This is a genomic window from Acaryochloris marina MBIC11017, from assembly GCF_000018105.1.
In the GTDB taxonomy this organism is placed as follows: Bacteria; Cyanobacteriota; Cyanobacteriia; order Thermosynechococcales; family Thermosynechococcaceae; genus Acaryochloris; species Acaryochloris marina.
This window is the reverse complement of the sequence record NC_009925.1, coordinates 3,217,034-3,243,305: the sequence shown is the minus strand read 5'-3', so window position 1 is coordinate 3,243,305 and position 26,272 is coordinate 3,217,034. Positions and strand designations below refer to the sequence as shown.

Genomic DNA, 26,272 nt, shown 5'->3' with positions numbered 1-26,272 from the left:
TGGGTTAAAGCCTATTTATTTTTCCCATAAAGTGTTTTATCTGGCACCCTAATATTCTTGTGCAGATGTGTACTCAAACAGGCTCTAACCCAGCCAGTTTCACTGCTGTAACTTTTGCTGGCATTGCTCTTGTGCCCATGCTCGGAACGCTTGCTCCGCAGCAATTTCATCCTGTTGAGCTTGTTCTAGGAAGTGGTATAGGTTTTCTTTGTTGACCCAATCGAAAGTGGGACTGCGATCGCATTCCTGATACGCTTCTCCTTGCAGTTGAAAAATCCGCCACACCTGCCCGTTATAGCGCCAGAACTCAGGCACTCCCATCGATGCATACAGCCGATCTTTAGCAATATCCGTGTTGGTAATGTCCACTTCTACTACCAAATCTGGCGGTGGATCTTGCGAGAAATCAACCTTACGGCCTGCCACCACCGCTTGATTTTGAATGTAATAGGCACAATCAGGTTCAGATCCCCGATCTAAATCTGGACGATCCATGGTTGTGGACCCCATGGTTTTGATCTTCATTCCCATAGCTGTCACCAAGATCACAATGAATCGCTCAATTAATCGCAGGGCAAATTCATGATCTTCCAGAGGCATCGCAATTTCTAAAGTTCCTTGGTCATAGGTGAGTCTAATCGCTCGACTGTTAGGTAAGGCATGCAGAATTTTCTGATAGGCTTCCCAGGTCAAACCACTAACACTGACGCGTTTTTCTCCAAGGGCTTGACGCTCAACAGGTAAAACCGTTGCAACCATAACTCTGCTTTAGATGTGGGGTGTCTCTATTGTATCCAACCCCTTACAGCAAGCCCCGATATCGAATAAACACCAAAATCACCGCCCAAGAACCGAGGGCCACCTTAATCGCTACCAATACATTAAGAATGGGAATCACACCCCCACTGACCAAAGCACCCAGTTCACCGTGGGGTAATTCAAAACCAACCAATGTGATTGCAGCTAAGACCAAAAACACTAGAACAGAGATCTTCTCCCACATAGCTGCTCGCCAGCGCTGATAGATCCCTTGCATCCACTTGGAAGACGAGGTAATTGCGATTAGACCAATGGCTGTGCCGCCTGCCACACCCGCCGCAAACCCACCGCCAGGACTTAAATGGCCGCGAATCGCCAACTCGATACTGACCAATGAGGCAATGGTTGCCCCTAGTCTGGCGAGGACAATCGAAGGTTGATCCGTAAATCGATGCACCTTTTTAGAGGGCTGCTCATCCGCCAACAGAAAACGGACACCCATAATGGCGATGGTAAACACCACCACTTCGAAAATGGTGTCGTAGAGGCGATTCCTGAAAATAATGCCTGCTAAGGCATTGGGAACGCCACTATCATCAACGACAGCCTGCACCATCGACAAATCAGCAACATCCAATTCTGGATTGGGCATCACCAAAATTTTGACATAGAGGGCGAGGCCTGCAAGGATATACAGCCACTTCATACCTTCACCTCCGCTGACTCAGCCACCGTTACACAGGTCAGAGTTGTATCGGGTGATGTCAATTCTGCTTCCATAATTTCGTATAAGCGAGGGACGCGGATTAGGGCTTGATCCTGGGCTTCAGCAGGCTGTTGAGGCAGATAAATGGCATGCACTTCCTTTTCATTCAAGGCTTGGCGGAGGTCTTGGTCATTGGGGTAATTGACCAGTTCCAAGCGCATATAGTGCTTAGAGAATACCGTCCGACATCCTTCAATCCAGGATTGAAACCCTTGGGGTTCAACGGCCTGGAGCACACCCAAGCGCACCACTAGAGAGGATCGGACCGCCACCGCATAGAGGGTTATCGCCAACATGGTTCCGACGAGCGCTTCTGTTAAAGCTACGTCTGCTGCCCCCAAGACGGCATAGACCAGAGCGGCTACCGCACCCAAAATCCCCCGAATAATCAGAGCATGGTAGGGATTGACCTGCAGCACCACCATCGTTGCGGTCAAAGGCAGCAGGGCAATAATGATGTAAACATAGCTATCTTCCATTACGTCTCTGCCTCCTTGGGACTACTTGAGCAATAGGCCAACACATATCCCAGCACCGTATTCCAAATCGCCAGGGATAGAATGGCCAGCACCAGCAAGGGCCACTCTCGGGGGATTTTCAGCAGCAAACCGACGACAATTAACATGGAACCCAAGGTATCGGCCACAGAGAGGCTATGGAGCTTATACAGCACCGAGCGGTGACCCACTAAGGGCCAGGTGCCCCAAAACCAAAAGACCATCCCCATGCCCATACAGACATAACTAATTACGTTAATCATCCGTCACTAATCCGTTTAATAATATGGGCCAACAGCATCAGGGCAGCATTACCAACGCTGAGAATCAGCACCCCGACAACGCCAATCATCCAGTCATCCCGCAGGACTGAAATCACCAAAATCATGATCGACGTTTTGCTGGCGATACTGGCAAAGGCCAGCATTTTCTGCCACACATCCTCGTCCTGACAGGCTTCATAAATGGGAATGGCCAGGGCCAGAATCATCGCAATCAGGATGATATTCATGACTGCTTCCTCCGCTGAATCCGGTGGACTTCGTACAACCCTTCCTCGTGGTACTTCAATACAATGGTTTTCGGGGTAAAGGTAATCACGAAAATATCGAGAAAAATCAGTCCAGGAGTGCGCTGCGGTTTGACATGTTCCATCGTCATCGCTTCATAACGGTGGGGACGGACCATAATTTCAATCGCTTCAATAAAGGCTTGGGGAATGGCAATAATAATTTCCCCGATCGCATGCAGCCAATCTTTTAAGGCCCCCGGATTGGCACGACGGGGCAACAGTAAAGCCACACAGACGCCAATGATGGTATTGGCAATACCAAAATCGGCGGTTAGCAAAAACCAGATGGCTAAACGCAGCAGAATATTCAGATATCCAGTCATGCCAACACCATCCAGAACAATAGAACCAACATTAAGCTCATCCCCCCAATTAAATGTTCGAGCTGCTCCTGCACCCGTGGCAGTTTCAGCACTACCCGTCGAATCACTAGCCAATAGACCAACCAGCCAATTGCCACCTTCGCTAAAGCTTTACCGATATTGGCCACGGTATAGGCCTGGTAATAAGCACCATTGGCCGCCAGTAAGCCCCCCAACAGCAGCAGCACCGCCACCCAAAATCCAGTTCGAATCGACTTGGAGCCCCTTTGATGGGGCAAAAAGATAAATTTGGCAAAGGTGGCCACGGTGCCTACGGTGGCAATATTGAGGGCGAGCATTTGCCAAGGCAGCAGACTTTTTAGGGTTAATGCCTTAGAGGCAAACCCAGCCCAGAGGGGAAGACCGGAGATAGAGCAGCTGGCCATCAACAGGACTAGCCATAGGGATCGTGGGATTGGCTGCTTATGCAGTTCCTGAAAATCTCGGCTAGGCAAGGTGCCTGCGGTTAAAAAGAGGGTGGCTTTCACCAAACCGTGAGTCAAGGCATAGAACCCACCCACAGCCGGGGCAGCCAGGATAAATCCAAGCTGAGAAATAGTGCTTTGGGCCAAAAGTCGCTTGGTGTCTTGCTCAAAGAGAGCCAAGCTAATCCCCAAAAAGGCAGTGCCAATCCCAAATAGGGTGATCACTGGGGCGACTGTATCCACCATTAAGGCCATCCGAGCCAAAGGAAAGACCCCGGTTTTGACCACAACGCCGGAGAGTAGGGCAGAGACAGGGGTTTCGGACTCGGAATGGGTTAAGGGTAACCACAACCCTGATACAAATATGCCGCCTTTGGTCAACAGTCCCAAGAAAATCAGGGCTAGGGCTTCTGGGGGTGCCTTTTCCAAGCCCGCAAAAGCAAAGGAGTTGTTGGCTTGGTACACCAACACAGCGCCCACCAAATAAAACAGCATGGCCGTATTGCTGATAAACAGGTAGCGCAGGGCCACCCAAATCGCCCGATTCGTACGCGGGTAGGACACCAACAAGAAGGCGGCAATGCCAATCACCTCTAAGGCGACATATAAACTAATAAAGTCGGCGCAAATAAAGACGGCATTGACGCTGCCATGCAGAATAATGGTCTGGGTATAAAAAAATGCGGATTTTCCTGTCCCCCAGCAATAGCAAATCACGGCAGCCGTAACTAGGGCATTGGTCAAGATAAAGTAGCCACTCAGACTATCAATCTGGAGGGTGACCCCAAAGTTATCCATCAGCTCTACCGTCAGCGGCGTTGATTCCATCAACACTCGAGCGGCATAGCTGGCAGACACTAAGGTCATGGCCAAGGCTAAGTATCGATCAACCTTAGGGACCAGATACCCTACAAACCCCACGAAAAACGGCAGGGCTATCCAAATAATCGTTAGGGTATTCATGGTGTGTAGGTCTTTTCAATCTCACGGCTTTCCAAGGTGGGATTGTCGCGGGAGAGCTTCATGACGCCCACCAGCATCAACGCTTGAATTGAAAACCCAATCACAATTGCCGTCAAAATCACGGCTTGCGGGACCGGATCCGCATAGGCCCCCTGATGACTATTCGTGAGAATGGGGGTGAAAAATCCTTGTCGGGCTGAGATCTTGACGTAATAGGCAATAACGCCAGTACTCATCACATCCATTGCAATAATCTTCATCATCAGATTTTGCTTAAGGATGATGCCGAAAAAGCCACAGAGAATCGTCGCAAAAATAAACGCTTCTAACATGGTGATTTTAAAAAGGGTTAATTAAAAAAAGGGGGTGAGAGAAGTGGGTGAGGGAACTGCGATATCACCCCAGCATCGCAGTTCTCGAAAGGTGCTAGTTCGCTGGAGACTCAATTGCGATCGCACCGCCTTTAAACGCCACCCGTAACAATGGCGGCGCCACAAAGGTGGTCAAAATCACCATCGTAATAATCGCTGCTTCCAAAGGTTTATCCAACACACCACTGGCTGAACCAATCCCGGCAAAGACTAGGCCGACCTCCCCTCGAGGAATCATGCCAACGCCAATCGCAAAGCGATTAATGCCAGGCTGACCGACAACCGTCCAACCCGTCATCAGCTTGCCAATCATGGCGACCACAATCAGAAAAGCGGCAATCACTAATCCTTCTCGGTTTTCAGGCACTGCTGGATTGAGGACGCTCAAGTCTGCTTTTGCCCCTACGGTCACAAAGAAAATCGGCACGAGAATATCGGCAATGGGAACCACCTGTTTATCCAGTTCTTTGCGCTTATCCGTTTCATCGAGCACCAAACCAGCAGCAAAGGCCCCCAGAATCGCTTCTAAGTGAATCGCATTGGCCAGAAAAGCCATGATAAAAGCAAAACTCAAAGCAGGAATCACTAGTTTGCCGCGAGTTTTCAGTTGGTCGGCAATGGTCACAAAGGCTTGATTGAAAAATCGACCTAGCAGAATAGAGCCCACCAAAAATGCTGAGGCGCTACCAATCAAATACAGAACATTAACGATATCCACTTCGCCAGTTTTAGCCAAGCTGGCCACCACTGCCAAAACGATAATGCCTAACACGTCATCAATAATGGCTGCACCAACAATAATTTGCCCTTCTTTGGATTTAAGGAAGCCCAATTCAGACAGAACCTTGGAGGTAATACCAATACTGGTTGCCGTCAATGCAGCTCCGGCAAAAATCGATGGAATCGTGGGCATATGGAACAACAGCACCAATCCGGCAGTCCCCGCCGCAAAGGGCGCTACTACACCGACTACCGCCACTAACACTGCCTGATAGCCCACCTCCGTTAGTTCTCTGAGATCCGACTCTAAGCCAATTTCAAATAGTAGAATAATCACCCCCAGCTCGGACAAAATCTCAATGATTTCGCTCTGGCTTTCAAAAATCGAGGTGATGGATTCGGCGCTGAGATTGCCGCCAATAAACTGCAGAATTGGCATTAAGGCGGAATCAGCGGCAACCGTTCCACCTTCTGCAAAGACCAGCAGGTGCAGGGCTGAGGCTCCAATCGCCACCCCTCCGACTAGTTCTCCTAATACAGGCGGTAAGTTTAAGAGCTGTGATAACTCACCGCCAAGCTTACTAGCGAGATAAATGACCACTAGGCTGAGGAGTACCCCTGAGAGGATGAGGGGCGCTTCATCTGCATTAGCTGCAGCGATTAACCAAGGCTGAGAAATGCCGCCTTGGAGAAGCGGTGACATTGATAAAGTATCGATGAATGTATTCATATCCCACATTGAGTGAACAATAATCTGTCAAATCAGAAAAACATCCTTGATCAAGCATCTAGAGATCGAGGGTGAGCTATCTTCAACCAGAGGTCGCATAGTGATCCAGACCCGCTACACTTTTGCGCAACGCTTCCACGCGATCTGCCAACACATTTTCTGGGGGAAGACGGTCCCAAATCCCTAATTTGCCTAGACGGCGTCTAGTTTGACCAGCAGCGCCAACCACAAACACAGAACAACCTTTGTCGAGAGCTTCTTCAATCGCATTTTCAATGGTCAAGGAAGAGGTAACCCCCATATGAGGCACATCACTCAAGTCTAGAACCAAAGCCTCACAATATTTCAGGGCTTTTTGTTCTCGTGAAATCGCCTTTGCAACACCGAAAATCATGGGGCCACTTAAATGAAAGAGCAACATGCGTCCTTGGCCCTGATCGAGGAGTTGTTTTTCTTCCTCCGTCAGTTGAATTTCGTCGTCTGCATCCGTGATGGCCTTCACTGATTTGGATTGCAGAGTACTCAGGCGATCAATCGTGACGATATTGGCAATAAATACACCAATGCCCACAGCCACCATCAGATCAACAAAAACGGTGAGGGCAATCACACCATACATAATGGCCGTTCCTTTCCAAGACACCTGATGGGCCCGCTTTAGGAAATCCCAATCAATAATGTCAATTCCGACCTTGAGGGCAATCCCTGCCAGTACGGCTAAGGGAATATTCTGGGTTAAAGGGGCTGCCCAGAGAACCACAATCAACAAGATAAAAGCGCGAGTCAAACCAGAGAGGGCTGTTCGCCCACCCGCTTGAATATTAACCACGGTACCCATCGTGGCGCCAGCCCCCGCAATACCACCACACAAACCAGACACTAGGTTGCCAATCCCTTGGCCAATCAGTTCTTTATTAGAATTATGCTCCGTGCGGGTCAGACTATCGGCCACCACAGAAGTCAACAGGGCATCAATACACCCTAAAACAGCCAAAATCATGGCATCCACAACCATAAGCTGTAGCTCATTTTGGGTAAAAACAGGCATTCGTAGCGTGGGCAACCCGGCCTCAAACGGTGCAATCCGATCCACGCTGGCACCTGGGAACAACCACAGAGCGACAAAGGTACCCACTAATAGGGCAACCAATTGAGGTGGGAACCACTTCTTGAGTTGCGTCGGCACAAGGATCGGAATCAAAACAATGGTGGCGACCGTTAGCAGACTCAAAAACAAGGCTGAGACATTAATATCAGACAAAAGAGTCGGCAACTCCCTGAGCGTACCTAGCACCCCACCTTTGGGCGCTGCCTCTCCTAAAAAGGGTCCCAACTGCAGGATCACCAAAATGATGCCAATCCCTGACATAAAGCCCGACACAACGGTATAGGGCATTAGGGTGACATATTTCCCTAAGCGCAGAACACCAAACAGAATTTGGAAAATCCCTGCCATCATCACCACCGTAAAGGCCATTGCTAAGCCTTTCTCGGGATCATCCGTTGCCGCCGTTAGGTTTGTAATGACCGCTGTCATAATTACGGTCATGGGACCCGTGGGTTCTGAGATGAGGGTAGGTGTGCCCCCAAACAAAGCCGCAAAGAAGCCCACCAGGATGGCACCATAGAGTCCCGCAGCAGGACCTGCACCAGAAGCAACCCCAAAGGTCAAGGCCATAGGCAAAGCAATAACAGCAGCGGTGATCCCCCCAAAGAGGTCACCGCTAAAGTTTCGGAAATGGATTCGGTTCGTTATCTGCATAGGTCAGCGCTTTTAGTTGACTTTAATCAATGTTAACAACAATATACATTGGATTAAATCTATAACAAAGCATTTACGGATAATTGCTGTTTTTGATGTCTAATGGATACGAAAACCCCAGCTTATGGAAAGGGATCACAATGGGGATCATTTCCGCATTCAGCATTTTTTTCTGGGCGATTGTTGAGAAACACAGCAATTCATCAGGGAAGGGATGGTTGTAGGCTATGCTTTGTATAAATATTTATTGATTTATTTTGCAAATTTTGGAAGTATTCTTGCTAAGTGTTACTTAGTTCTGCGCAGGGTCATGAGTCCATTTACTCCAATCTCACCCCATGGACCGCCAACCAAAGTTGCACTGATTTCTGTACATGGTGATCCTGCAGTTGAGATCGGTGCAGAAGAAGCAGGAGGCCAAAATGTTTACGTCCGCCAAGTGGGTGAAGCGCTAGCTCATCTCGGCTGGCAGGTAGATATGTTTACCCGCAAGGCTCATCCCCAGCAAGCTGAGCAGGTCCAACATTGTCCCGGTTGTCGCACAATTCGCCTCACTGCTGGCCCCACTGAATTTGTGAGTCGGGATGAAATCTTCGAGTATTTACCACAATTTGTCAGAGAACTCCTAGGGTTTCAACAGCAAGAAAGCTGTCAATACCCTTTGGTGCACACGAATTATTGGCTGTCCAGCTGGGTCGGCATGGAACTAAAACAGCACCAACCTCTAGTTCAAATGCATACTTACCACTCCCTAGGGGCGATCAAGTATGCCAATGTTCCCAATATTCCTGCCATTGCGACGACTCGGCTCGCGATCGAAAAGCAGTGCTTAGAAGCTGCGGACTGTATTGTGGCCACGAGTCCCCAGGAAGAAGCCCATATGCGATCGCATCTTTCATCCCGTGGCAATATTCAAGTCATTCCCTGTGGCACCGACATTGGTCGCTATGGAGCGATGACCCGAGCCGAGGCCCGCCAAAAGTTGGGAATTCCCCTAGACGCTAAAGTCGTCTTCTATATTGGTCGCTTTGACCCTCGCAAAGGCATTGAAACCCTCGTCCGAGCCGTGGCTCAGTCTAAATTTAGGACAGATGACACCTTACAATTGATTATTGGGGGCGGTAGTCGTCCGGGAGAAAAAGATGGTTGGGAACGCGATCGCATCGAAGGTATCGTTCAAGACCTCGATCTGGCCGACCATACACAATTCCCGGGGCGAATTAGCAATGACGCCTTGCCCTACTACTATGCAGCAGCTGATGTCAGTGTCGTTCCGAGTCACTATGAACCCTTTGGCCTAGTTGCCATAGAATCAATGGCTAGCCGAACACCCGTGATTGCCAGCGATGTAGGGGGGCTGCAGTTCACCGTTCTACCCCATGAAACGGGCTTACTCATCCCGGCCAAAGATATTCCTGGATTTTCCCGAGCCATTGATCAAATTTTGGCAGATCCCTCTCTCAGAGAACAATGGGGACTCGCCGCCCGCAAACGAGTAGAAACAACTTTTAGCTGGCAAGGTGTAGCCCAGCAGTTGAGCCAACTCTATCAACAGCATATTTTGCAAATGACCGCCTAAAACGGTTACGCTTCCAGCGATCCACACCCATTTTTTGGCGTCCCCGCCATTGTTATACGAAACTTATACCTATTTTTATTTGGCAAAAACATGTTTGCATACATGGGACTGCCATAGTAGATGAGTTGGCCTACATAGTAAGTATTTTACTGAGAGCCAAATTCGACTCATTGGAACGATAAACCATGTCTTACGCCACATTACTAAAAGAACATGTTTCCGCTTCTTTAAAAACTAGTTCTATTACCCACAAAAGCTATCAGCCTTGTATATTAGTCATGCCTGAATATGTGACACAAAGCAATCAAGAATACACAGAACAACTATTTCAAACAATCTGTGAAGCTATCACTTCAAATAAATATATTGTATTAGATTTTCAGAATACTCGCTTAATCGATAGTTATGGTGCAAAAGTTATTGCTGAACTCTTTCAAACAGCTTACAACTTCACAGTTGGCATAGGTTGTATCCATTTATCGACTCAACTAGAGTGCTGTCATTCTATCACTGGGTATTCGCCATTTGATTCATTCTAAATCATAGATTGAAGCCATATTCAATTCATCAATTAAAGCTAAGAAGCACACAATTGAATGTTTCGTTTATGAGTTGCATAAGTTTTATGCAACTCATTTTTATAAAAAATCATAAGAAATACTAATCAAGCAATCTATTGACATTACAGCTAAATAGAGAATTTAGAATCGACTTACACAACACAAAAATGTCTTCCAAGGCACAAAGGATACACACAAAAAGGATTGGTCAATGAGAACTATAAAATCATTTTTTTTAAGTGATGGAGATGACATTTGGGGTGGCTGGGAAGATCTAGTCGACTATATCGTTTACGGCAGAAAAGGTAACGATAAACTCTACGGTTATAACGGCAACGATACTCTCTTTGGTGAAGAAGGAAATGATGAGATCTACGGCAGCTTAGGGGATGATTCCCTCGATGGCGGCGATGGTAATGACACCCTAAATGGCGGTGCTGGAAACGATACGATTAGTGGCCAGGGTGGCAATGACTTGATCTTTGGAGACGTCAGTAACGATTTCCTCTACGGCAACGATGGCGATGACCTTATCTTCGGATTTGATGGCGTCGATTTCTTAGACGGTGGCGCAGGTAAAGACTCCCTTTATGGCGAAAATGATAACGATACGCTCTATGGCAGAGGCGGAGCTGACCTCCTGGATGGGGGAGCCGGAGATGATGTCCTTTATGGAAATGGCGGCAAAGACGTCTTGTATGGCTATACCGGCCAAGATAGCCTAGAAGGGGGCAACGGTCATGACACCCTCGACGGTGGTACAGGTAATGACCAACTCTGGGGCGGCAAAGGCAACGACTCCCTCAATGGTGGTGCTCAAGACGATGTCCTAGATGGCGTAAGAGCCTCCAACAACAGCCACAGTGGCGTTAATACCATCGATACCTTGCTCGGCGGCGAAGGAGCCGATGCCTTCATCCTAGGAGATTCCATCTCTGCCTATTACGATGATGGCAATGCCGCCACCCAGGGCGACAACGATTATGCGGTTATCCAGGATCTCAATCGCCTCCAAGACAGCATTCAACTCCATGGCAGTGCTAGTGACTACGTGGTCTCTGATATTCCCACCAGCCTCCAATCTCAATTCTCCGGTGAAAATGCTGGTATCTATCTGGATACCAATAACAACGGTACTTGGGATAGCACTGACGAATTGGTCGCAGTGGTTGAAAACTTAAAGGCTGACAGTGTCGTTCTTTCAGCCAATTACTTTGACTATACCGATAACCCCAATGCCACTGACTGGCATCCAGCGAATGATTCCAATTGGGAACTGGTCTTTCAAGATGAGTTTAATGGCACGTCTTTAGATGAATCTTTCTGGAATACTCGCTATACCCACCACAATCACTACAACGGTCGCACCAACCTCTGGAATAACGAAGCTCAATACTATGTCGGCGACAACGAGGTCATTGATGGCGTCACCTATGACGGCATGGACATTGAGAACGGGACTCTTAAACTGCTGGGTCAAAAACTCGACCAGGGTATTACGGCTGACATCATCGACCCCCTTACAGGTTATGCCGATACCCAGACCTTTGGCTACACCTCCGGGATGATCTCCAGCCACAACAAGCAAGCCTTTACCCATGGCTATATGGAGATTCGGGCTCAAGTTCCGAGTGGTGAAGCCTTATGGCCCGCCTTTTGGATGCTACCCACCGATGGTGGCTGGCCCCCAGAAATTGATGTGATGGAAGTGCTGGGTGACCAAACAGATCGGATCTTCACCTCCTTGCACTATACAGATGGTCAATCTAATATTGCCTCAGAAAGTGGAGAGCAAGTGTTCAGCAATATTGACTTCAGCGCTGACTTTCACACCTTTGGTGCCCAGTGGGATGCCGATAAGATTACTTGGTTTGTCGATGGTCAAGCCCTGTATGAAATCACCCATGATATTCCTGATGTCCCCATGTACCTGATCTCCAATCTAGCGATTGGAGGCGATTGGCCCGGGCAGCCCACTGCCAATACTCCAGACCAAAGTTCTCTCAATATTGACTATGTGAGAGTCTACCAAGATGCTTCTGGCATTCTTCATGGTGGATTAGCGGATGATGTCTTAAGTAAAGACTTAGGAGACCTAGCTGGAGAAGCAGGCAACGACACCTTGACGGGTGGTACTGGCGACAATCACCTGGATGGCGGCGCTGGAGACGATATGCTCTGGGGCAGTGAAGGGCTCGACACCATGATGGGTGGCCTTGGTCTGGATCAATTTATCTTGGGTGATGCCAGCGGTCTGTTTTATGACGATGGTGATGTCAACACCAGTGGAGCTACAGATTATGCCAATATTCTTGATTTTGCCCTCAGTGATGATGTGATTCAGCTCCAAGGGAGTGCTGCAGATTATGTGTTGGGACTGGCTCAAGATGGAGTCTCCACAGAAATCTGGCATGAGCAAGCCACTAATGAGTTGATTGGGGTTGTTTCCCAAGTTACTCTCAATGACTTTAGCCAAGGGTTTGTCTTTGTCTAATCAAAAAACCTCCCCTGGGTAGATAGATATAAGAAAAGCCCCCAGCAATGCTGGGGGCTTAAAGCGCGAACTATTCTACTCAAAACTATGCGGTTTAGTCAGCAGCTTCAGATTAGAAGCTCAGTAAAGCTGCAATTTGACCTACAATCCCTTGTCCAGTTAGAACTTCAGTGATTACGGCCAGAGAAAAACCAACCATTGCAAGGCGACCACCTAGGGTCTCTGCAAAGCTAGTGAATCCGAAAGTTTGATTTTGTGTGCTCATGACATGTGACTCCGTAATTGCTAGGCGTTTAGCCCGATGGATACGATTGTAACGAGAATCATAAGAAATAACAATGTTTATTTGACAATGTTGATCATTTATATTCTCTATGTATCGATAGCTACGGAACCAGGTAAAAGTAGGCTCAAATCCTTTCTCTACAAAAATTATAAGTTTCAATCTTCACTCTAAAATCTTGGCCCATACTCTGCTCAGCAGAGATTTACACTTCTGTTATCCATCCCCAGTCAGCTCTATTTTGAGATGTTTGTAACAGTATCTGTAAAGTTATTTGTACACAGCTCCCTTCCCCATTTGGATCCAATCTTGGGAGCAACGCTTCCAGTGCATTGCATGTCTTAGCCCAGGGTCTAAGCCTCAATCAGCTGTCAAGCTCCTTCTTCAACAGGATGGGTAGCGGCATCACTTGACTTAGCCAAATAGACACCCAATAGAACCACAAAAAAGGCCGTCCACTTCAATAGGGTCAAGCTCTCGGCAAACAGCACCCAAGCGGTCAGGGCTGCTAACACTGGATCAAGGAGCAACAAAATACCCACCAGTCCTGACGACAGCCGTTTCAAACTAAAGGCTTGTAGTCCTTGGCCTAACACTTGGCAAACAATGGCTAGACAAATTACCGATAGCCAACCCGAGGCTGAGACCGGAAATAGGCGGTCTTCGGTCAGTAACACGACGGGTAATGTCCAGATTGCCCCCCAAAAGCAGCACCATTGGAGAATGGTATTGACAGAGAACTTAGCCCTCAGTCGCTCAATAATCATCAAATTGGCTGCAGAAAAGACGGCTGATAAGAGGGAGGCCAGATCGCCTGTTAAATGAGAAGTTGACACTTGGAAATCCCCAACGCTTAAAGCCACTGCCCCAATGATTGCTACCACCAGTCCCACAACAAAGCGACGATCAAAGCGCTGCTGTAGCAGTAACCATCCCCCCAGGGTGGTAAATAAAGGGGTGAGATTATGCAGTAGCGTTGAGTTTGCCACTTCTGTGCGCGTCAGAGACCAAGCCCATAAGGCAATACACCCCCAAAACATCAGGGCTGCTGCAACCAGTAATCCTTGATCCCGTTGAGTATATTCAATTTCTTTGACTGCTTCTTTCGACCCTCGAAGACTCTCCCACTCATGCCACACCCATAGAACAATATAGGCCACCCAAAAGCGATTAAAGATGGTCGCAAAGGGTCCCAACTCGCGTTCGCTTAACTTGATAAAAATAGCAGCTAAGGATAAAGCCACAATCGCCGCTAACATGGCTAAAAACGGGAATAGTTCCGCCGAAAGTCTCCAAGGCTGTTTAGCCTGCGATAGTTTGAATGTCATAAGGTGAACCTTGGCTTCAACACACACTGGTGCTTCCTAAACCGATTTAGGAAGGGTTTTGATGAGAAGTGAGCTAAAACGTTAACGAATCTAAAAAATACTTTGGCTAGAGCATTTATCACTCTATTTGCTTACAATTGTCTCACCCTCTTGGAGTCTTAAAACTTCTGATTTGAGCATTCAGGTTAAGATGCTGCCAGAATAGGCAGAGATTACGCCAAGCTATTGAACAGCGAGGTAGAGATAAAGCTTACCCATCAAGGGTTTAAGAGTTTTCAACACCCTACACTAACATGATGTGAACCTATAAAAAAACTGTTCAACAAACACTTTAATTTCATTGATTTTTACTACATCTAAACGCAGAAGCCATATAAATGCGATATCTACATAGAAGCTTGTAAATCCATCATCCATTGACTCCCATTCGGTTGCTTATATGTGTTTGTTATCGGTCAGCTCAACATGAACATCTCTGTAGATGCCCACATCCCATTTCCTAGATCCCTTGTATTTGCAACTTACCGGGATAAGTTACAAGAACTCTTACCCTATATGGACAATGTGCATCATATTGAGCCCAAGAGTTACCAGCAGGAAGATCAGCGGGTGATTTGTACCAATGAATGGCATGGGGGCGGTGATATTCCCACCATTGCCAAGGCCTTTATTGACGAGCAAATGTTGTCTTGGACTGAACATAACATTTGGAATGAAGCCGATTTTTCATTGGAGTGGCGGATTACAACCCATGCGTTCACAGAAGCCGTGTCTTGTTCCGGCAAAAATCTCTTTCGCGAGCAGGGGGACACCACGATTGTCGAGAACCGGGGAGAGTTGATTATCTATCCCCGCAAAATTGACGGCATTCCTGACTTTTTAAGGAGTCAAGTGGCAGGGTTTGTAGAAGAGTTACTGAGTCAAAAGATTGGCCCCAACCTCACCCAAATGGGGGTAGGGGTTCGCCGATATTTGGAGAAAACGACGGCTTAGCTGGATTGGATCACGCGATCGCTGCACAGGTTCAGCAAAATTTGACAATCGGTGCCCCCAAAGCTAGAACATTGCTTGCGCGCTTCTTGCTCTGCTTCCTGAATAGTTTCACTCCACGCCCAGCCATAGGCTCCCGATGTGGCCCGGACTAAACTCCCACAGGCATTTTTAAACCAAAACAAGGCTTGACAATCTTGTGCCGGGACACGCTGATTACATTCTTGAAGAGCCCGTTGTTCGGCAGCCGCCTGAGACGGGTACCGCAACCCATACCCATAAGTACCTGTGGGGATGGAGTAGGCAATCGCAGCAAATTGGGTCGTCGGTGGCGGCGATGCCTCCGGCGTCACACTGGGTGATACCTCTGGGGTTAAACTAGGCGATACCTCTGGAGTCGGGCTGGATGATGCCTCAGGTGTATCAGTGGGCGATACGCCAGGGCTAAGTTCCGTGGGGCTAGGATCATCAGTACGGCCCGCTACAAGTCCTGCCATCACTGGCCATAGCTGTTGGACGGCCACAAAGCTAACCACCGCAGACGCGAGTGCGATCGCACTTAGTATCCCAACTTTCTTAGGAGTAAAGTTAGGCACAGGCGTAGGTGCAGCGGTATTCGTGGGCAATCCCTCTGGCTGCATGATCGGGGGCGGCTCAGCATAGGCAGGTGCGGCGGGCGGCTGCACCGCATCAGCCACAGGTTTGATCGTGCTATCGTGGAGCGCTTGCAAAAAGTCAGGAGCTGACCCATAGCGATCACGAGCTGCCAGGTTAATAGATCGATCGAGAACCGTCGCGAACCCAGGAGATACATTCAGCACCGATTGATGCCAGCGTAACTGGCTGGTTTGGGGATCGATATTCAGCTCATGGGGAAACTTACCCGTGAGCAAATAAATCGCGGTCAGCCCCAAACTATACAAATCACTGGCATAAGTAGGAAAACCTCGAGATTGCTCAGTCGCCATAAATCCAGGAGTGCCAATCACCACCGAGCTAGTGGGTTGGCCCTGGGGATTCATCACCGTCCCTAGGGTCTCTTTCACCGCCCCAAAGTCAATTAAGACCGGTTTGCCATCCTGGTTACGCAAGATAATATTTTCTGGCTTAATATCTCGATGAATAATGCCTCGTTGATGAATCAGATCGATAATCGGCAGCAATCTCATCAAAATATCGAGGACCGTCGCTTCACTGAGCGCGCCTTGCGTCTGGATCACTTCTGCTAGGGTTCGCCCTTCGATCAGCTCTTGGACTAAATAATATTGATGGGCTTCCGTAAAGTAGGCATACAGTCGGGGAATCTGATCCGAGACTTCTCCTAAGGTTTCTAGAATGGCCGCTTCCCGCTGAAACCGCTCTTGCACCAGCGTTTGAATCGAGGGGTCAACGCTCACGGGCTTGAGCTGTTTTAAGACACAGCGACGCCGAGACGGCATATGGGTGTCTTCGACCAAAAACGTGGTGCTAAAGCCACCGCCCCCTAACACATCCAGGACTTGATAACGGTTATTTAAGAGTTTGGTCATAACAGCTCAGTCTCAACCTGCCTCTCAGTCATAACTTGAGTCTGACCTCAAGCGCCATCTGTATATGTGTCAGTCTGCCCCCATCGCTGCCAAAACTTGCGAGTCCCCGACTGACTCAGAACATCAGTCGTTGCCGAAACGGTAACCTCCCTTTTATTGTGATTGAGCTTTCTTATTGTGTAAATAAGTCAGGCGACATCTGGAGCCAAAGCCGACCTAAAACTCACCTAATTATTGGGAGTTCTTGAATTTAGACATTAATATAGTGTTTAACTTTCCCTAATTTAGCGATTGGCAACCGTTAAACTATCTCTAAAGTTGTGATCAAGATGCGTTATCCACGACAGGAGTGCATGTGCCGTACTTAGTGGCTCCCCCCAATGCACCAAATCCCAAATCCTACACCTTGGTTACAGGATCCAATTCGATTGGCCGGGGGTTAGACAATCATATTGTGCTGATGCACCCAAGCTTATCGCGTCATCATGCGGAGCTGATGGTCCAAGAAAATGGTCAGGCTGTCCTCAAGGATTTAGATAGCCTCAACCATACCTACGTTAACGATCAGCCGATTCAGCAATGCCATCTCAAGGATGGTGATCGGGTCCGGTTCGGGACCATTGATATGCAAATCACCTGGAATTTGACGGCCACCATCCCAGATCTGAGTCCCCCCAGTCCACCCCCAGATCAATCCCTTTCCATCATTAGTCGTTTTGCCCCGGAAAATACTCGGATTGAACTCCAAGATTTACTAGAACCCGAAGCCCCCGGCGAATCCGGGGTGGGTTTGAAGCTCAAACAACAGGATGATCAAACCCGCTCGGTTGATAAGCTCAAAATTCTGCTCGAAGTCAGTCAACAGCTGTCTTCTCCCAAAGAGTTAGAAGAGCTGCTCGATAAAATTCTCGATTTGCTGTTTGAGATTATGACCGTTGACCGGGGTTTAATTCTCTTGGTCAATCCTCACACCCAGGAGCTAGAACAAAAAGCGATCAAATTCCGGAGTGGTATTCCCACGGGACTTCGCTTTTACAGCACCACCATCACGAATTTTGTTTATGGATCGGGCGAAGGCATCCTCACGGATGATGCCGCCCGCGATCGCAGATTTCACGAATCGCGATCCATCGTCCAGCAGGCCATCCATGCCGCCATGTGCGTCCCCCTGAAGCCTAGGGATGAGGTGATTGGGGTGTTGTACACAGACAACCTGTCTGTGCGGGCCATTTATTCGGAAGAAGACCTGGAATTTTTAGGTGGATTAGCGAATCAGGCTGCGATCGCAATCGACAATGCCCATCTCTACAAAAAGATTCAAACTGAAGCCGTTCTGCGTACCAAATTAGAACGCTTTTTCCCACAAAACGTTTGGCGAAAATTAAGTGAGGAAAGCCAATTAGAGGTCATTGACACCAAAGTCACCGTCGTCTTTGCTGACATCAGTCGGTTTACAGAGCTCTCTTCGCGCCTCGAACCCCGCCAAGTCATCACCATGCTCAACGAATACTTTAGCGTCATGGTGGAGGGAATCGTCTTCCGATACGAAGGCACCTTAGAACAATATATTGGCGATGCCCTATTGGCCGTCTGGGGAGCCCCCTATCAACATCCCAACGATGCAGAGCGGGCAGTGAAAGCCGCCATCGCCATGCAAAAAGCCGTCTCCAAACTGAATCAACGCTGGGCCAAGCGGTGGAACTTTAACATTCAGATTCATATTGGGGTGAACACTGGCGTCGTTGCCGCTGGCAATATTGGGTCTGAACAACTGTTTCAATACGGCACCATTGGCAATACCACTAACGTCAGTAGTCGTATATGTGACGTGGCCCGTGCTGGCGAAATCCTGATCTCCCAAAGCACCTTAAATGAACTGCATCAGTGTGACGTACCGCTCCAGCAGCTGACACCTGTGCAAGTCAAAGGCATTCAAGACCCCATTCAGCTATACCGGCTGCTCTGGGACCAAAAGAACCCTCCTGCCCAAGGGCAAGCTGTGATGGCTAGGGAACCGTAGACTTGCTCGTGCTAGACCTACAATAGCAGCCTGCAGACGGACCTCCAGTAAGACTCTGTCCCATCTGCTGAGCATCCAAAAACACCGTTTAGGATGTATATCTTTCTGTCTATTTTGTATACACAAAAAATAAATTGTTTGAGTCTTCATATATCTCCGACAAAAATTAAATACAGTCTAAAATTTTTTACTTAAACACCACAACATTATCAAGTTAGATAGAACTACTTTTTGGGCAATATTGAAATATCCAATCTGACTAAAGAGTCATTCTTTTTCTGCTTTCGTACTCACGACAAATAGAAAACTTACTCTTTTTTAGCAAAAATATTCTATAAAAGAATACTCCGCAAACACCAGATTGAGCACATTAAATTGACCCATGTCTAGGAGTCTGTCATGAGAATGGAATTCAAAGGTTTTCATCCCAAAGATGCAAACAGCGATGTCATTATTACCCTTACAGAAAGCGGGATTGAGTACTCTAACCCCAGCACTCGGGCTTTCCAATTTATCGCCTATACACAGGTCGCTGGCTTCTCAGGCTGGTTACCCACCTATGGTTCATTACACATCTATAGCAGCAATCCTAATCTCACCATTCACCTCAATTTTCCTCAAGAAGTTGCCGAAGATTATTTGCGCCAAATCCAAGATGTTCTCAAAGAAAAAGTTGGCCCAAAAACCACAAATCATTTAGTGGCTGCCGTGGCTTAACTAACAGTCAAATCCGAACTATTCCTCTTAAACCTTATATCAGTCAAAGGCAATTTTTGCTGGAGCTTGTCGTCTTTACTCCGCTAAATTGCCTTTTTATTTGGGCATCCTAAGAATAACCGATAAAAAACTTGGATTTCTAATCCCTGATAATGAAATGACGACTGGACTGCTCATTGGCCAATTAGCCAGTAAATTTGGTGTCTCGCCTCAAGCAATTCGCTATTATGAGCAACTTGGACTCCTGAAACAACCCGAACGGAATCGATCCGGCTATCGTCTCTACACCACAGCCGCTCAAAACCGATTACAAATCATTCGCAGTGCCCAAAATTTTGGCCTCTCCCTACACGAAATTAAAGAACTGCTAGACCTTGGTGAACATTCCAAAGATGCACAACAGCGCATGCAGCAAATGGTAGCCCACCATGTCGAAGAATTAGACCAACAGCTCGCAGAACTCAACCATTCTCGACAACAACTAGGACGTCGTTTTGAACAATTACAGCAGCTGAGTACGGTCGGCCCCCAATCTCAATCTCTTCTCAAATTGCTACAAACAATTGAAGAGCATAGTCATGCAGATCTGGAAGGAGATGAAGATATTAGCCGAAGCATATTGGCAAAATATGCAGCAGGTGAACGCCATTTCGCAGGTATGAAGCTGATTGGAGCTAAATTGAGCGGCACTCTCCTCAGCCATAGCAATTTCAATCGGGCTGAACTGATGTTGGCGAGTTTAAACGAAACTGCCCTAGAACAATGCACGTTTCGCGAAGCCTATCTGAGTGGAGCCGATATGATTGGTGCTTACCTCAAACAGGCCGATTTATCCCATGCGGTTCTGATTGGTACAGATTTAAGTGAAACCACCTTAACAGACGCCAGTTTAATTGGCAGTAATTTGGGTGGCGCTTGCTTATGTGAAGCCGACCTGCGAGGTGCCAACCTCAGCGAAGCCATCCTTATGGGAGCCAATTTACAGGGAGCAGATTTACGAGGGGTCAACTTATTTGGCAGCAATTTAATTGATGCCAATCTTGACGATGTGATTGTGGATGAACCCATCGTTGTGGATACCTCAACCGTTAGCTATCCACAGCCTGTTCCTTAACTCCATTTAAACCCTCATTTCTAATCTACTGGACTCCATCAATGGGTGAAGTCCACAAACCGTCCTGCCTATCCATGTCAATACATAAGTTTTTTTTATAGCTTTACCTATTGACACTCTAGTGAACTTGAACAATTAGCGTTAAGAAGAATTACAAACCAGGGGGAAACCATGCAAGTATTTGGTACTGACAGCAGCGAAGCTCTATTCGGCTCCGAGGCAGATGATGTCGTTGTCGGCAAGGAAGGCGACGATACCATTATCGGCGGCGAAGGCGATGATGTTTGGCTATCGGGTAATGAAGGCGATGATGTCGTCAAAGGTGGCACAGGCAACGATACGCTCTCTGGCGGCCAAGGCAATGACTGGATGCATGGTGATGAAGGGGGTACCCAAAACTGGCAACAAGATGCAAGCGGTAACTACACCTATACCGGTCCCATCGATGAAAGCGGTGCAGGTTTCGCCGATCCCAACGCTATTAGCAGCGGTACCCAGAATGATGACCTTCTCTTAGGCGGCATTGGTAATGATGTCCTCATTGGTGGCTTAGGTAAAGACGCCATCATGGGTGACCAAGGCGCAGATATGATTATTGGCGGCCAAGGCGATGATTACTGGCTAGCCGGTGAAGCAGGTGACGACACCCTACATGGGGACGCAGGCGATGATATTCTCAGCGGCGGCGAAGGCAATGACTTTGTCACCGGCGGTGTTGGCAACGACAATCTACTCGGAAATGAAGGCCAAGATAGCCTATTAGCCGGCTCTGGCGCGGATTATGTGGATGGCGGTACTGGGGATGACCTAGTGGATGGGGGTGAAGGCGCTGACACCCTTAAAGGCGGTCTAGGGGATGACAAAATCCTGGGCCAGTCTGGCAATGACATTCTCATGGGAGAAGCTGGTAACGATGAGCTAATCGGGGGTGCCGGTGACGACTATTGGATGTCTGGCGGCGAAGGCAGCGATACCCTCTACGGTGAGCAAGGCCACGACATCATGGATGGTGGCGAAGGCAACGATATCCTCTACGGCGGCGCAGATGATGACACCATGATGGGGGGAGCGGGCGACGATGCTCTCTTTGGTGGTGAACATATCGATCATATGGATGGGGGCACCGGTACAGATACCCTCTACGGGGGACATGGAGACGACAATATCCATGGCGGCGAAGGCAATGATCTCATTTCCGGCGAAGGCGACCAGGACGTTCTCTACGGCGATGCTGGGCAAGACACCATCAGCGGTGGTGCGGGTCATGACTTTATCGATGGTGGGGTCGGGAATGATCTGCTCTCCGGTGATGAAGGCATGGATGCCATTGAAGGCGGCCAGGGCAATGACACCATCGACGGTGGCGCTGGAAATGATGGCTGGCTCTCGGGTGGTGAAGGCGCTGATTTAATCGATGGCGGCGCTGGAGAAGATGTGCTGTCTGGCGGTAGAGGGACAGACACCCTGCTGGGTAACACCGGTAACGATGTCATGATGGGCGACGCGGGCAATGATGTCCTGGATGGAGGTGAAGGCGACGACTACTGGGTCGACGGTGGCGATGGTAATGACCTCGTAGAAGGCGGCCTCGGCAATGATGTGGTTGCTGGCGGTGCTGGTGAAGATACCGTTAGCGGTGGTGAAGGCCAAGACATCGTTCTGGGTAACTCCGGCAACGATTTAATGTCAGGCAATGCTGGCAACGACATTATGGATGGGGGTTCCGGAGACGACACCATCTACGGGGGCACTGGGAACGACTTTATCGATGGCGGTCAAGAAGATAGCCTGGGTCAAATCAATCTCGTCGTCAATGGCAGTTTCGAAGACAATCCTCTGGGCAATAAGAGTTGGGATGTTTTCCAATCCATATCCGGTTGGACAAGTACCCAAGGGTCCGGCATCGAAGTTCAGCAGATAGGGGTCGCTGATGACGGCCAAGCCCGAGTAGAACTCGATAGCCACAACAACAGTGGCATGATGCAGCAATTAGACACGGTAGCAGGACAAACCTACGAGCTGTCTTTTGCTTACACTCCCAGACCCGGTGTAGATCTCAACAGTACACCAATTGAAGTTTACTGGGATGGCGAACTCATCGATACCATTCACGGTGAAAGCCAAAGCGAACAATGGCAAACCTATACCTATAAGCTCCAAGGTGGCAATGGTGATACGACTGCCCTTGAGTTTAGAGCCGTGGGCACCGACGATAGCTTGGGTGGATATCTAGATAGCGTCTCGGTGCACGCGAGCACGGCTTCATCTGTGAATGATGTCCTCATGGGGGGTGAAGGCAACGACACCATCTTGGGGAACAGCGGTAATGACTATCTCTCTGGCGACCAAGGCGACGACATCTTAGAAGGAGGTCTCGGCGACGACACGCTCTTCGGCGGCGCAGGCAAGGACACCCTAGATGGGGGCACAGGCCATGACGAGCTAAGCGGTGGCTTAGAAAGTGACATCATCAGCGGTGGTACGGGTAACGACACCTTGGCAGGGGATGAAGGCAACGACGTTCTGACTGGCGGGGCTGGCAACGACATTCTCAACGCCGGAACAGGTGATGACTACTGGGTCGACGGTGGTACGGGCAACGATGTTATTTCCGGCGGTACAGGCAACGACATCGTTTCTGGTGGCCGGGGGAACGACATTGTTTCCGGTGGTGAAGACGATGATACCGTTCTGGGTGGCGCTGACCAGGATTTACTAACTGGTGATGCAGGAAACGATGTTCTCCAAGGCGATGCTGGACTAGACACCCTATACGGTGGGGCTGGTAACGACACCTTAGGCGGCGGTGATGATGCTGACTTACTGAAGGGTGAAGCTGGCTCAGATATTTTAGAAGGTGGTGCTGGCAATGATACCCTCTTCGGTGGCGAAGAAAAAGACGTTCTCATGGGCGATGCCGGGGATGACGTCCTCTCTGGTGATGCCGGAAACGACTACTTAAGTGGTGGTGAAGGGGCCGACCAACTCAGTGGTGGCGAAGGCCAGGATGTCATTGAAGGTGGTGCAGGAGCTGACGTTATTTCTGGTAATACCGGCAATGACGAGTGGCTGTCCGGGAACGCCGGGAATGACATCGTTGATGGCGGCAGCGGCAATGACTTCTTAAGTGGAGGTGAAGGGGCTGATACCCTCCTAGGTGGAGACGGAAATGATGTTGTCTTTATTGACGCTGCCGACACTCAAATCCTCGGTGGTGAAGGCTATGACGTTGCCATTGTTGAGTCTGCAGAAGGCGTCGTCTTTGATGCAGGGGCCAACAGCTTTGATGAAGCCCACGGCAACAGTGGTGATGATGTTTTCACCCATACCAATGGTGCTGGAACTCCCGCTTCGACCACAGTGGCGTTATTCGGTAACGGCGGTAATGACCAGTTATCCGGTGGCTCAGCCAATGACTATCTTGAAGGCGGCACGGGCGACGATACCCTAGCCGGTGGAGCCGGTGAAGATACTGCGATCGCAGGTGAAGGCAACGACCTAATTTCTGGGGAAGCGGGCCATGATTACATGGATGGGGGTGCTGGGGATGACACCCTCGAAGGCGGTACCGAGAACGACATGTTGGTCGGTGGCGATGGTGCAGACGCACTGTATGGAGGCGAAGGCTCTGACACATTGCTATTCGACGCGGACGATACCGTAGTCGATGGCGGCGACGGTTATGACATCGCTCGCGCCCAAGGCAACCAACCGGTCACCTTAGACCTGGGCACCAGCCAAATTGAGCTAGCCTACGGTTCTGGCGGCGATGATGTCTTTACCAATTCCGGTACCGAGAATGTCGAAATTCATGGTGAAGCTGGCGATGACAGTATCACGGGCGGCACCGGCCATGAGAACCTCGATGGCGGTGATGGCAATGACACCATTCTCGCAGGAGCAGGCAATGATATCCTCTCCGGCGGCGCGGGTGATGACCTATTAGAAGGCCAAGAAGGCAATGATGTGCTCTCGGGCAATGCCGGGGCCGATACCCTCATGGGCGGTGCAGGTAACGACACCCTGAACTTCGATGGTGATGACACCTTCGATGGTGGCGACGGTACAGACGTTGCCAAACTCCAAAGTAGCGACGGTCTAACCCTCAATATTGATGATGTCAGCATCGAAGAAATTCACGGTAACGCTGGGAACGACCAGTTCACCTCCAGCAATGGCACCAACATTAAGATGTATGGCCTAGCTGGCGATGACACCCTTACCAGTGGCAGCGGTAGCGATCGCTTAGATGGTGGCAGCGGCGACGATGTCTTATCCTCTAGCGGTGGCAACAATGCTCTATTCGGTGGCGACGGTAACGATAGCCTGACGACTGCCGGAGGCAAAGATACCTTAGATGGTGGGTCTGGTAACGATACTCTAAGCTCTGGTAACGGCAACGATAGTCTGCTTGGCGGTAGTGGCGATGACCTCTTAGATGGTGGGTCTGGCAACGATACCCTGAAAGGAGATGCAGGTGCAGATCAATTAATCGGGGGCGCTGGTAACGATAAACTCTACTTCGACGCTGACGATACGGTGGTTGAAGGCGGCACTGGTACAGATACGGCTTACTATCAAAGCACCTCTGACCTAAATATGGATATCGATGCAGCCGGCATTGAAACGCTCTATGCCAATAGCGGCAATGACGAAATTACCTCCACCAACGGGGCAAAAGTGAAGCTCTACGGCCAAGGAGGCAATGACACCCTTTCTAGTGGCAGCGGCAGCGACCGCTTAGATGGCGGTGCCGGGGATGACGTTTTGACCACTACGGGTGGCAATAACACCCTCAAGGGTGGATCTGGGAACGATACCCTCTCCAGTGGCGATGGTAAAGACACCCTGGACGGCGGCAGCAATGACGATATCCTCAATGCTGGTGCAGGAGCAGATATCCTCAAAGGCGGTAGCGGAAATGACTTCCTCGAAGGAGGCAGTGGCAATGACCAGCTCTACGGTGGGTCTGGTGTTGACACTCTCTTAGGGGGAGAAGGGGACGATTCCCTGTATGCCGATAGCGATAATGATCTTTTAGATGGTGGCGCTGGCAACGACGAGTTGTTTGGCAGCACTGGGGATAACCAACTGCTGGGTGGAGACGGTAACGATGCTCTCTATGGAGTCAACGGATCTAATAATCTACAGGGTGGTGCAGGTCTAGACTCCTTATATGGTGGCAGTGGTGATGATCAGCTCTTTGGCGATGCCGGAAACGACGGCCTCTATGCTGGCGCAGGTAATGATGTCCTTGACGGGGGCGCTAACAACGATACCCTAATTGGTCAAGAAGGCAATGACACTCTACTAGGCGGTAGTGGTGACGATGTATTAGTCGGTGCCAACAGCGACACCCTTAAAGGCAGTGGCTCTATCGACTATATGACTGGGGATGAAGGGGCAGATTATTTTGTCCTTGGCGGTGACGTCGCCTACTACAACGATGGCGATGAAACATCAGCAGGTCTCACTGACTTTGCCGTCATTACTGACTTCAATGGCAGCGAGGATACGATTCAACTCAGTGGTTCTGCATCTGATTACGTCTTAGGAGCTTCAGCCCCTGGCATGAGCGGAACTGGAATCTATCTAGATTCTAATGGTGATGGCAGTGCTGGCGGCGCTGATGAGTTAATTGCCAATGTTATGGGTGACTCTGGATTTAGCCTGACAGATAGTTCTTTCAGCTATATCTAGCGTTGAATCTACATCATTTAATCCATAAGGCT

At 49.1% G+C, this 26,272-nt stretch carries 21 protein-coding genes; 8 read left to right on the top strand and 13 right to left on the bottom strand.

The genetic code is table 11. The features are described from left to right. Window positions 1-99: 99 nt before the first annotated feature. The 10 genes from AM1_RS14585 to bicA all read right to left on the bottom strand — a co-directional run bounded on the left by AM1_RS14585 (window position 100) and on the right by bicA (window position 7,926). The gene (locus AM1_RS14585) at window positions 100-759 is read right to left on the bottom strand and encodes a Uma2 family endonuclease (protein WP_012163617.1); all 660 of its coding nucleotides are present in this window, start codon (window positions 757-759) and stop codon (window positions 100-102) included. A gap of 43 nt (window positions 760-802) precedes the next feature. Continuing rightward, window positions 803-1,465: a Na(+)/H(+) antiporter subunit B gene (locus AM1_RS14580; RefSeq protein ID WP_012163616.1), complete on the bottom strand. Its 663-nt coding sequence runs from the start codon at window positions 1,463-1,465 to the stop codon at window positions 803-805. Then, complete coding sequence (locus AM1_RS14575) at window positions 1,462-2,004, bottom strand: DUF4040 domain-containing protein (protein WP_012163615.1); 543 nt, start codon at window positions 2,002-2,004, stop codon at window positions 1,462-1,464. Before AM1_RS14575 ends, AM1_RS14580 begins: the two co-directional genes overlap by 4 nt. Continuing rightward, window positions 2,004-2,285: a monovalent cation/H(+) antiporter subunit G gene (locus AM1_RS14570; protein WP_012163614.1), complete on the bottom strand. Its 282-nt coding sequence runs from the start codon at window positions 2,283-2,285 to the stop codon at window positions 2,004-2,006. Before AM1_RS14570 ends, AM1_RS14575 begins: the two co-directional genes overlap by 1 nt. Beyond that, complete coding sequence (locus AM1_RS14565; RefSeq protein ID WP_010471110.1) at window positions 2,282-2,533, bottom strand: hypothetical protein; 252 nt, start codon at window positions 2,531-2,533, stop codon at window positions 2,282-2,284. Before AM1_RS14565 ends, AM1_RS14570 begins: the two co-directional genes overlap by 4 nt. Next, on the bottom strand, window positions 2,530-2,916 hold the full coding sequence (locus AM1_RS14560) for a Na+/H+ antiporter subunit E (protein WP_012163613.1): 387 nt from the start codon (window positions 2,914-2,916) through the stop codon (window positions 2,530-2,532). Before AM1_RS14560 ends, AM1_RS14565 begins: the two co-directional genes overlap by 4 nt. Next, window positions 2,913-4,343 carry a cation:proton antiporter gene (locus AM1_RS14555; RefSeq protein WP_012163612.1) on the bottom strand — a complete coding sequence of 477 codons (1,431 nt, stop codon included), beginning with the start codon at window positions 4,341-4,343 and terminating at the stop codon, window positions 2,913-2,915. Before AM1_RS14555 ends, AM1_RS14560 begins: the two co-directional genes overlap by 4 nt. Continuing rightward, complete coding sequence (locus AM1_RS14550; RefSeq protein WP_012163611.1) at window positions 4,340-4,675, bottom strand: cation:proton antiporter subunit C; 336 nt, start codon at window positions 4,673-4,675, stop codon at window positions 4,340-4,342. The genes AM1_RS14555 and AM1_RS14550 overlap by 4 nt, the downstream gene beginning before the upstream one ends. Before the next feature lie 94 nt (window positions 4,676-4,769). Continuing rightward, complete coding sequence (locus AM1_RS14545; RefSeq protein ID WP_148215748.1) at window positions 4,770-6,137, bottom strand: cation:proton antiporter; 1,368 nt, start codon at window positions 6,135-6,137, stop codon at window positions 4,770-4,772. Between the two features lie 109 nt (window positions 6,138-6,246). Continuing rightward, window positions 6,247-7,926: a bicarbonate transporter BicA gene (gene bicA / locus AM1_RS14540; RefSeq protein WP_012163609.1), complete on the bottom strand. Its 1,680-nt coding sequence runs from the start codon at window positions 7,924-7,926 to the stop codon at window positions 6,247-6,249. 310 nt (window positions 7,927-8,236) lie between these two features. Here bicA and AM1_RS14535 point away from each other — a divergent pair, with 310 nt between their 5' ends. The 3 genes from AM1_RS14535 to AM1_RS14530 all read left to right on the top strand — a co-directional run bounded on the left by AM1_RS14535 (window position 8,237) and on the right by AM1_RS14530 (window position 12,559). After that, entirely contained in the window at window positions 8,237-9,505 is a 1,269-nt protein-coding gene (locus AM1_RS14535) for a glycosyltransferase (RefSeq protein ID WP_012163608.1), read from the top strand. 185 nt (window positions 9,506-9,690) lie between these two features. After that, on the top strand, window positions 9,691-10,044 hold the full coding sequence (locus tag AM1_RS41015; protein WP_148215746.1) for a hypothetical protein: 354 nt from the start codon (window positions 9,691-9,693) through the stop codon (window positions 10,042-10,044). A 232-nt stretch (window positions 10,045-10,276) separates the two neighbouring features. Further along, a complete protein-coding gene (locus AM1_RS14530; RefSeq protein ID WP_012163607.1) occupies window positions 10,277-12,559 on the top strand; it encodes a family 16 glycosylhydrolase in 2,283 nt (760 codons plus the stop codon). 112 nt (window positions 12,560-12,671) lie between these two features. Here AM1_RS14530 and AM1_RS14525 read toward each other — a convergent pair whose 3' ends face one another. Together AM1_RS14525 and AM1_RS14520 are read right to left on the bottom strand one after the other, a co-directional pair. Next, window positions 12,672-12,824, bottom strand: coding sequence for a high light inducible protein (locus tag AM1_RS14525; RefSeq protein WP_010480524.1), 153 nt, complete (start codon window positions 12,822-12,824; stop codon window positions 12,672-12,674). A gap of 389 nt (window positions 12,825-13,213) precedes the next feature. Continuing rightward, a complete protein-coding gene (locus tag AM1_RS14520; protein ID WP_012163606.1) occupies window positions 13,214-14,170 on the bottom strand; it encodes a DMT family transporter in 957 nt (318 codons plus the stop codon). A 465-nt stretch (window positions 14,171-14,635) separates the two neighbouring features. Here AM1_RS14520 and AM1_RS14515 point away from each other — a divergent pair, with 465 nt between their 5' ends. Beyond that, a complete protein-coding gene (locus tag AM1_RS14515; RefSeq protein WP_041660900.1) occupies window positions 14,636-15,163 on the top strand; it encodes a hypothetical protein in 528 nt (175 codons plus the stop codon). Here the strand turns inward: AM1_RS14515 and AM1_RS14510 are convergent. Continuing rightward, the gene (locus AM1_RS14510) at window positions 15,160-16,689 is read right to left on the bottom strand and encodes a protein kinase domain-containing protein (RefSeq protein ID WP_012163604.1); all 1,530 of its coding nucleotides are present in this window, start codon (window positions 16,687-16,689) and stop codon (window positions 15,160-15,162) included. The genes AM1_RS14515 and AM1_RS14510 overlap by 4 nt on opposite strands. Window positions 16,690-17,044: 355 nt before the next feature. Between AM1_RS14510 and AM1_RS14505 the strand changes: the two genes are divergently transcribed. The 4 genes from AM1_RS14505 to AM1_RS14490 all read left to right on the top strand — a co-directional run bounded on the left by AM1_RS14505 (window position 17,045) and on the right by AM1_RS14490 (window position 26,240). Continuing rightward, a complete protein-coding gene (locus tag AM1_RS14505; RefSeq protein WP_012163603.1) occupies window positions 17,045-18,709 on the top strand; it encodes an adenylate/guanylate cyclase domain-containing protein in 1,665 nt (554 codons plus the stop codon). Between the two features lie 405 nt (window positions 18,710-19,114). Then, entirely contained in the window at window positions 19,115-19,426 is a 312-nt protein-coding gene (locus AM1_RS14500) for a hypothetical protein (protein WP_010480514.1), read from the top strand. A gap of 157 nt (window positions 19,427-19,583) precedes the next feature. Next, the gene (locus AM1_RS14495) at window positions 19,584-20,540 is read left to right on the top strand and encodes a pentapeptide repeat-containing protein (RefSeq protein WP_012163602.1); all 957 of its coding nucleotides are present in this window, start codon (window positions 19,584-19,586) and stop codon (window positions 20,538-20,540) included. Between the two features lie 171 nt (window positions 20,541-20,711). Further along, on the top strand, window positions 20,712-26,240 hold the full coding sequence (locus AM1_RS14490; RefSeq protein ID WP_012163601.1) for a calcium-binding protein: 5,529 nt from the start codon (window positions 20,712-20,714) through the stop codon (window positions 26,238-26,240). Window positions 26,241-26,272: the final 32 nt, after the last annotated feature.

Bases quoted from the DNA above. Each gene is read 5' to 3' on its own strand.
- AM1_RS14545 (WP_148215748.1), bottom strand. From the start codon at position 6,137: ATGTCACCGCTTCTCCAAGGCGGCATTTCTCAGCCTTGGTTAATCGCT.
- AM1_RS14560 (WP_012163613.1), bottom strand. From the start codon at position 2,916: ATGACTGGATATCTGAATATTCTGCTGCGTTTAGCCATCTGGTTTTTG.
- AM1_RS14500 (WP_010480514.1), top strand. From the start codon at position 19,115: ATGGAATTCAAAGGTTTTCATCCCAAAGATGCAAACAGCGATGTCATT.
- AM1_RS14495 (WP_012163602.1), top strand. From the start codon at position 19,584: ATGACGACTGGACTGCTCATTGGCCAATTAGCCAGTAAATTTGGTGTC.
- AM1_RS14530 (WP_012163607.1), top strand. From the start codon at position 10,277: ATGAGAACTATAAAATCATTTTTTTTAAGTGATGGAGATGACATTTGG.
- AM1_RS14550 (WP_012163611.1), bottom strand. From the start codon at position 4,675: ATGTTAGAAGCGTTTATTTTTGCGACGATTCTCTGTGGCTTTTTCGGC.
- AM1_RS14515 (WP_041660900.1), top strand. From the start codon at position 14,636: ATGAACATCTCTGTAGATGCCCACATCCCATTTCCTAGATCCCTTGTA.
- AM1_RS14525 (WP_010480524.1), bottom strand. From the start codon at position 12,824: ATGAGCACACAAAATCAAACTTTCGGATTCACTAGCTTTGCAGAGACC.
- AM1_RS14565 (WP_010471110.1), bottom strand. From the start codon at position 2,533: ATGAATATCATCCTGATTGCGATGATTCTGGCCCTGGCCATTCCCATT.
- bicA (WP_012163609.1), bottom strand. From the start codon at position 7,926: ATGCAGATAACGAACCGAATCCATTTCCGAAACTTTAGCGGTGACCTC.
- AM1_RS41015 (WP_148215746.1), top strand. From the start codon at position 9,691: ATGTCTTACGCCACATTACTAAAAGAACATGTTTCCGCTTCTTTAAAA.
- AM1_RS14585 (WP_012163617.1), bottom strand. From the start codon at position 759: ATGGTTGCAACGGTTTTACCTGTTGAGCGTCAAGCCCTTGGAGAAAAA.
- AM1_RS14580 (WP_012163616.1), bottom strand. From the start codon at position 1,465: ATGAAGTGGCTGTATATCCTTGCAGGCCTCGCCCTCTATGTCAAAATT.
- AM1_RS14555 (WP_012163612.1), bottom strand. From the start codon at position 4,343: ATGAATACCCTAACGATTATTTGGATAGCCCTGCCGTTTTTCGTGGGG.
- AM1_RS14535 (WP_012163608.1), top strand. From the start codon at position 8,237: ATGAGTCCATTTACTCCAATCTCACCCCATGGACCGCCAACCAAAGTT.
- AM1_RS14490 (WP_012163601.1), top strand. From the start codon at position 20,712: ATGCAAGTATTTGGTACTGACAGCAGCGAAGCTCTATTCGGCTCCGAG.
- AM1_RS14570 (WP_012163614.1), bottom strand. From the start codon at position 2,285: ATGATTAACGTAATTAGTTATGTCTGTATGGGCATGGGGATGGTCTTT.
- AM1_RS14510 (WP_012163604.1), bottom strand. From the start codon at position 16,689: ATGACCAAACTCTTAAATAACCGTTATCAAGTCCTGGATGTGTTAGGG.
- AM1_RS14520 (WP_012163606.1), bottom strand. From the start codon at position 14,170: ATGACATTCAAACTATCGCAGGCTAAACAGCCTTGGAGACTTTCGGCG.
- AM1_RS14575 (WP_012163615.1), bottom strand. From the start codon at position 2,004: ATGGAAGATAGCTATGTTTACATCATTATTGCCCTGCTGCCTTTGACC.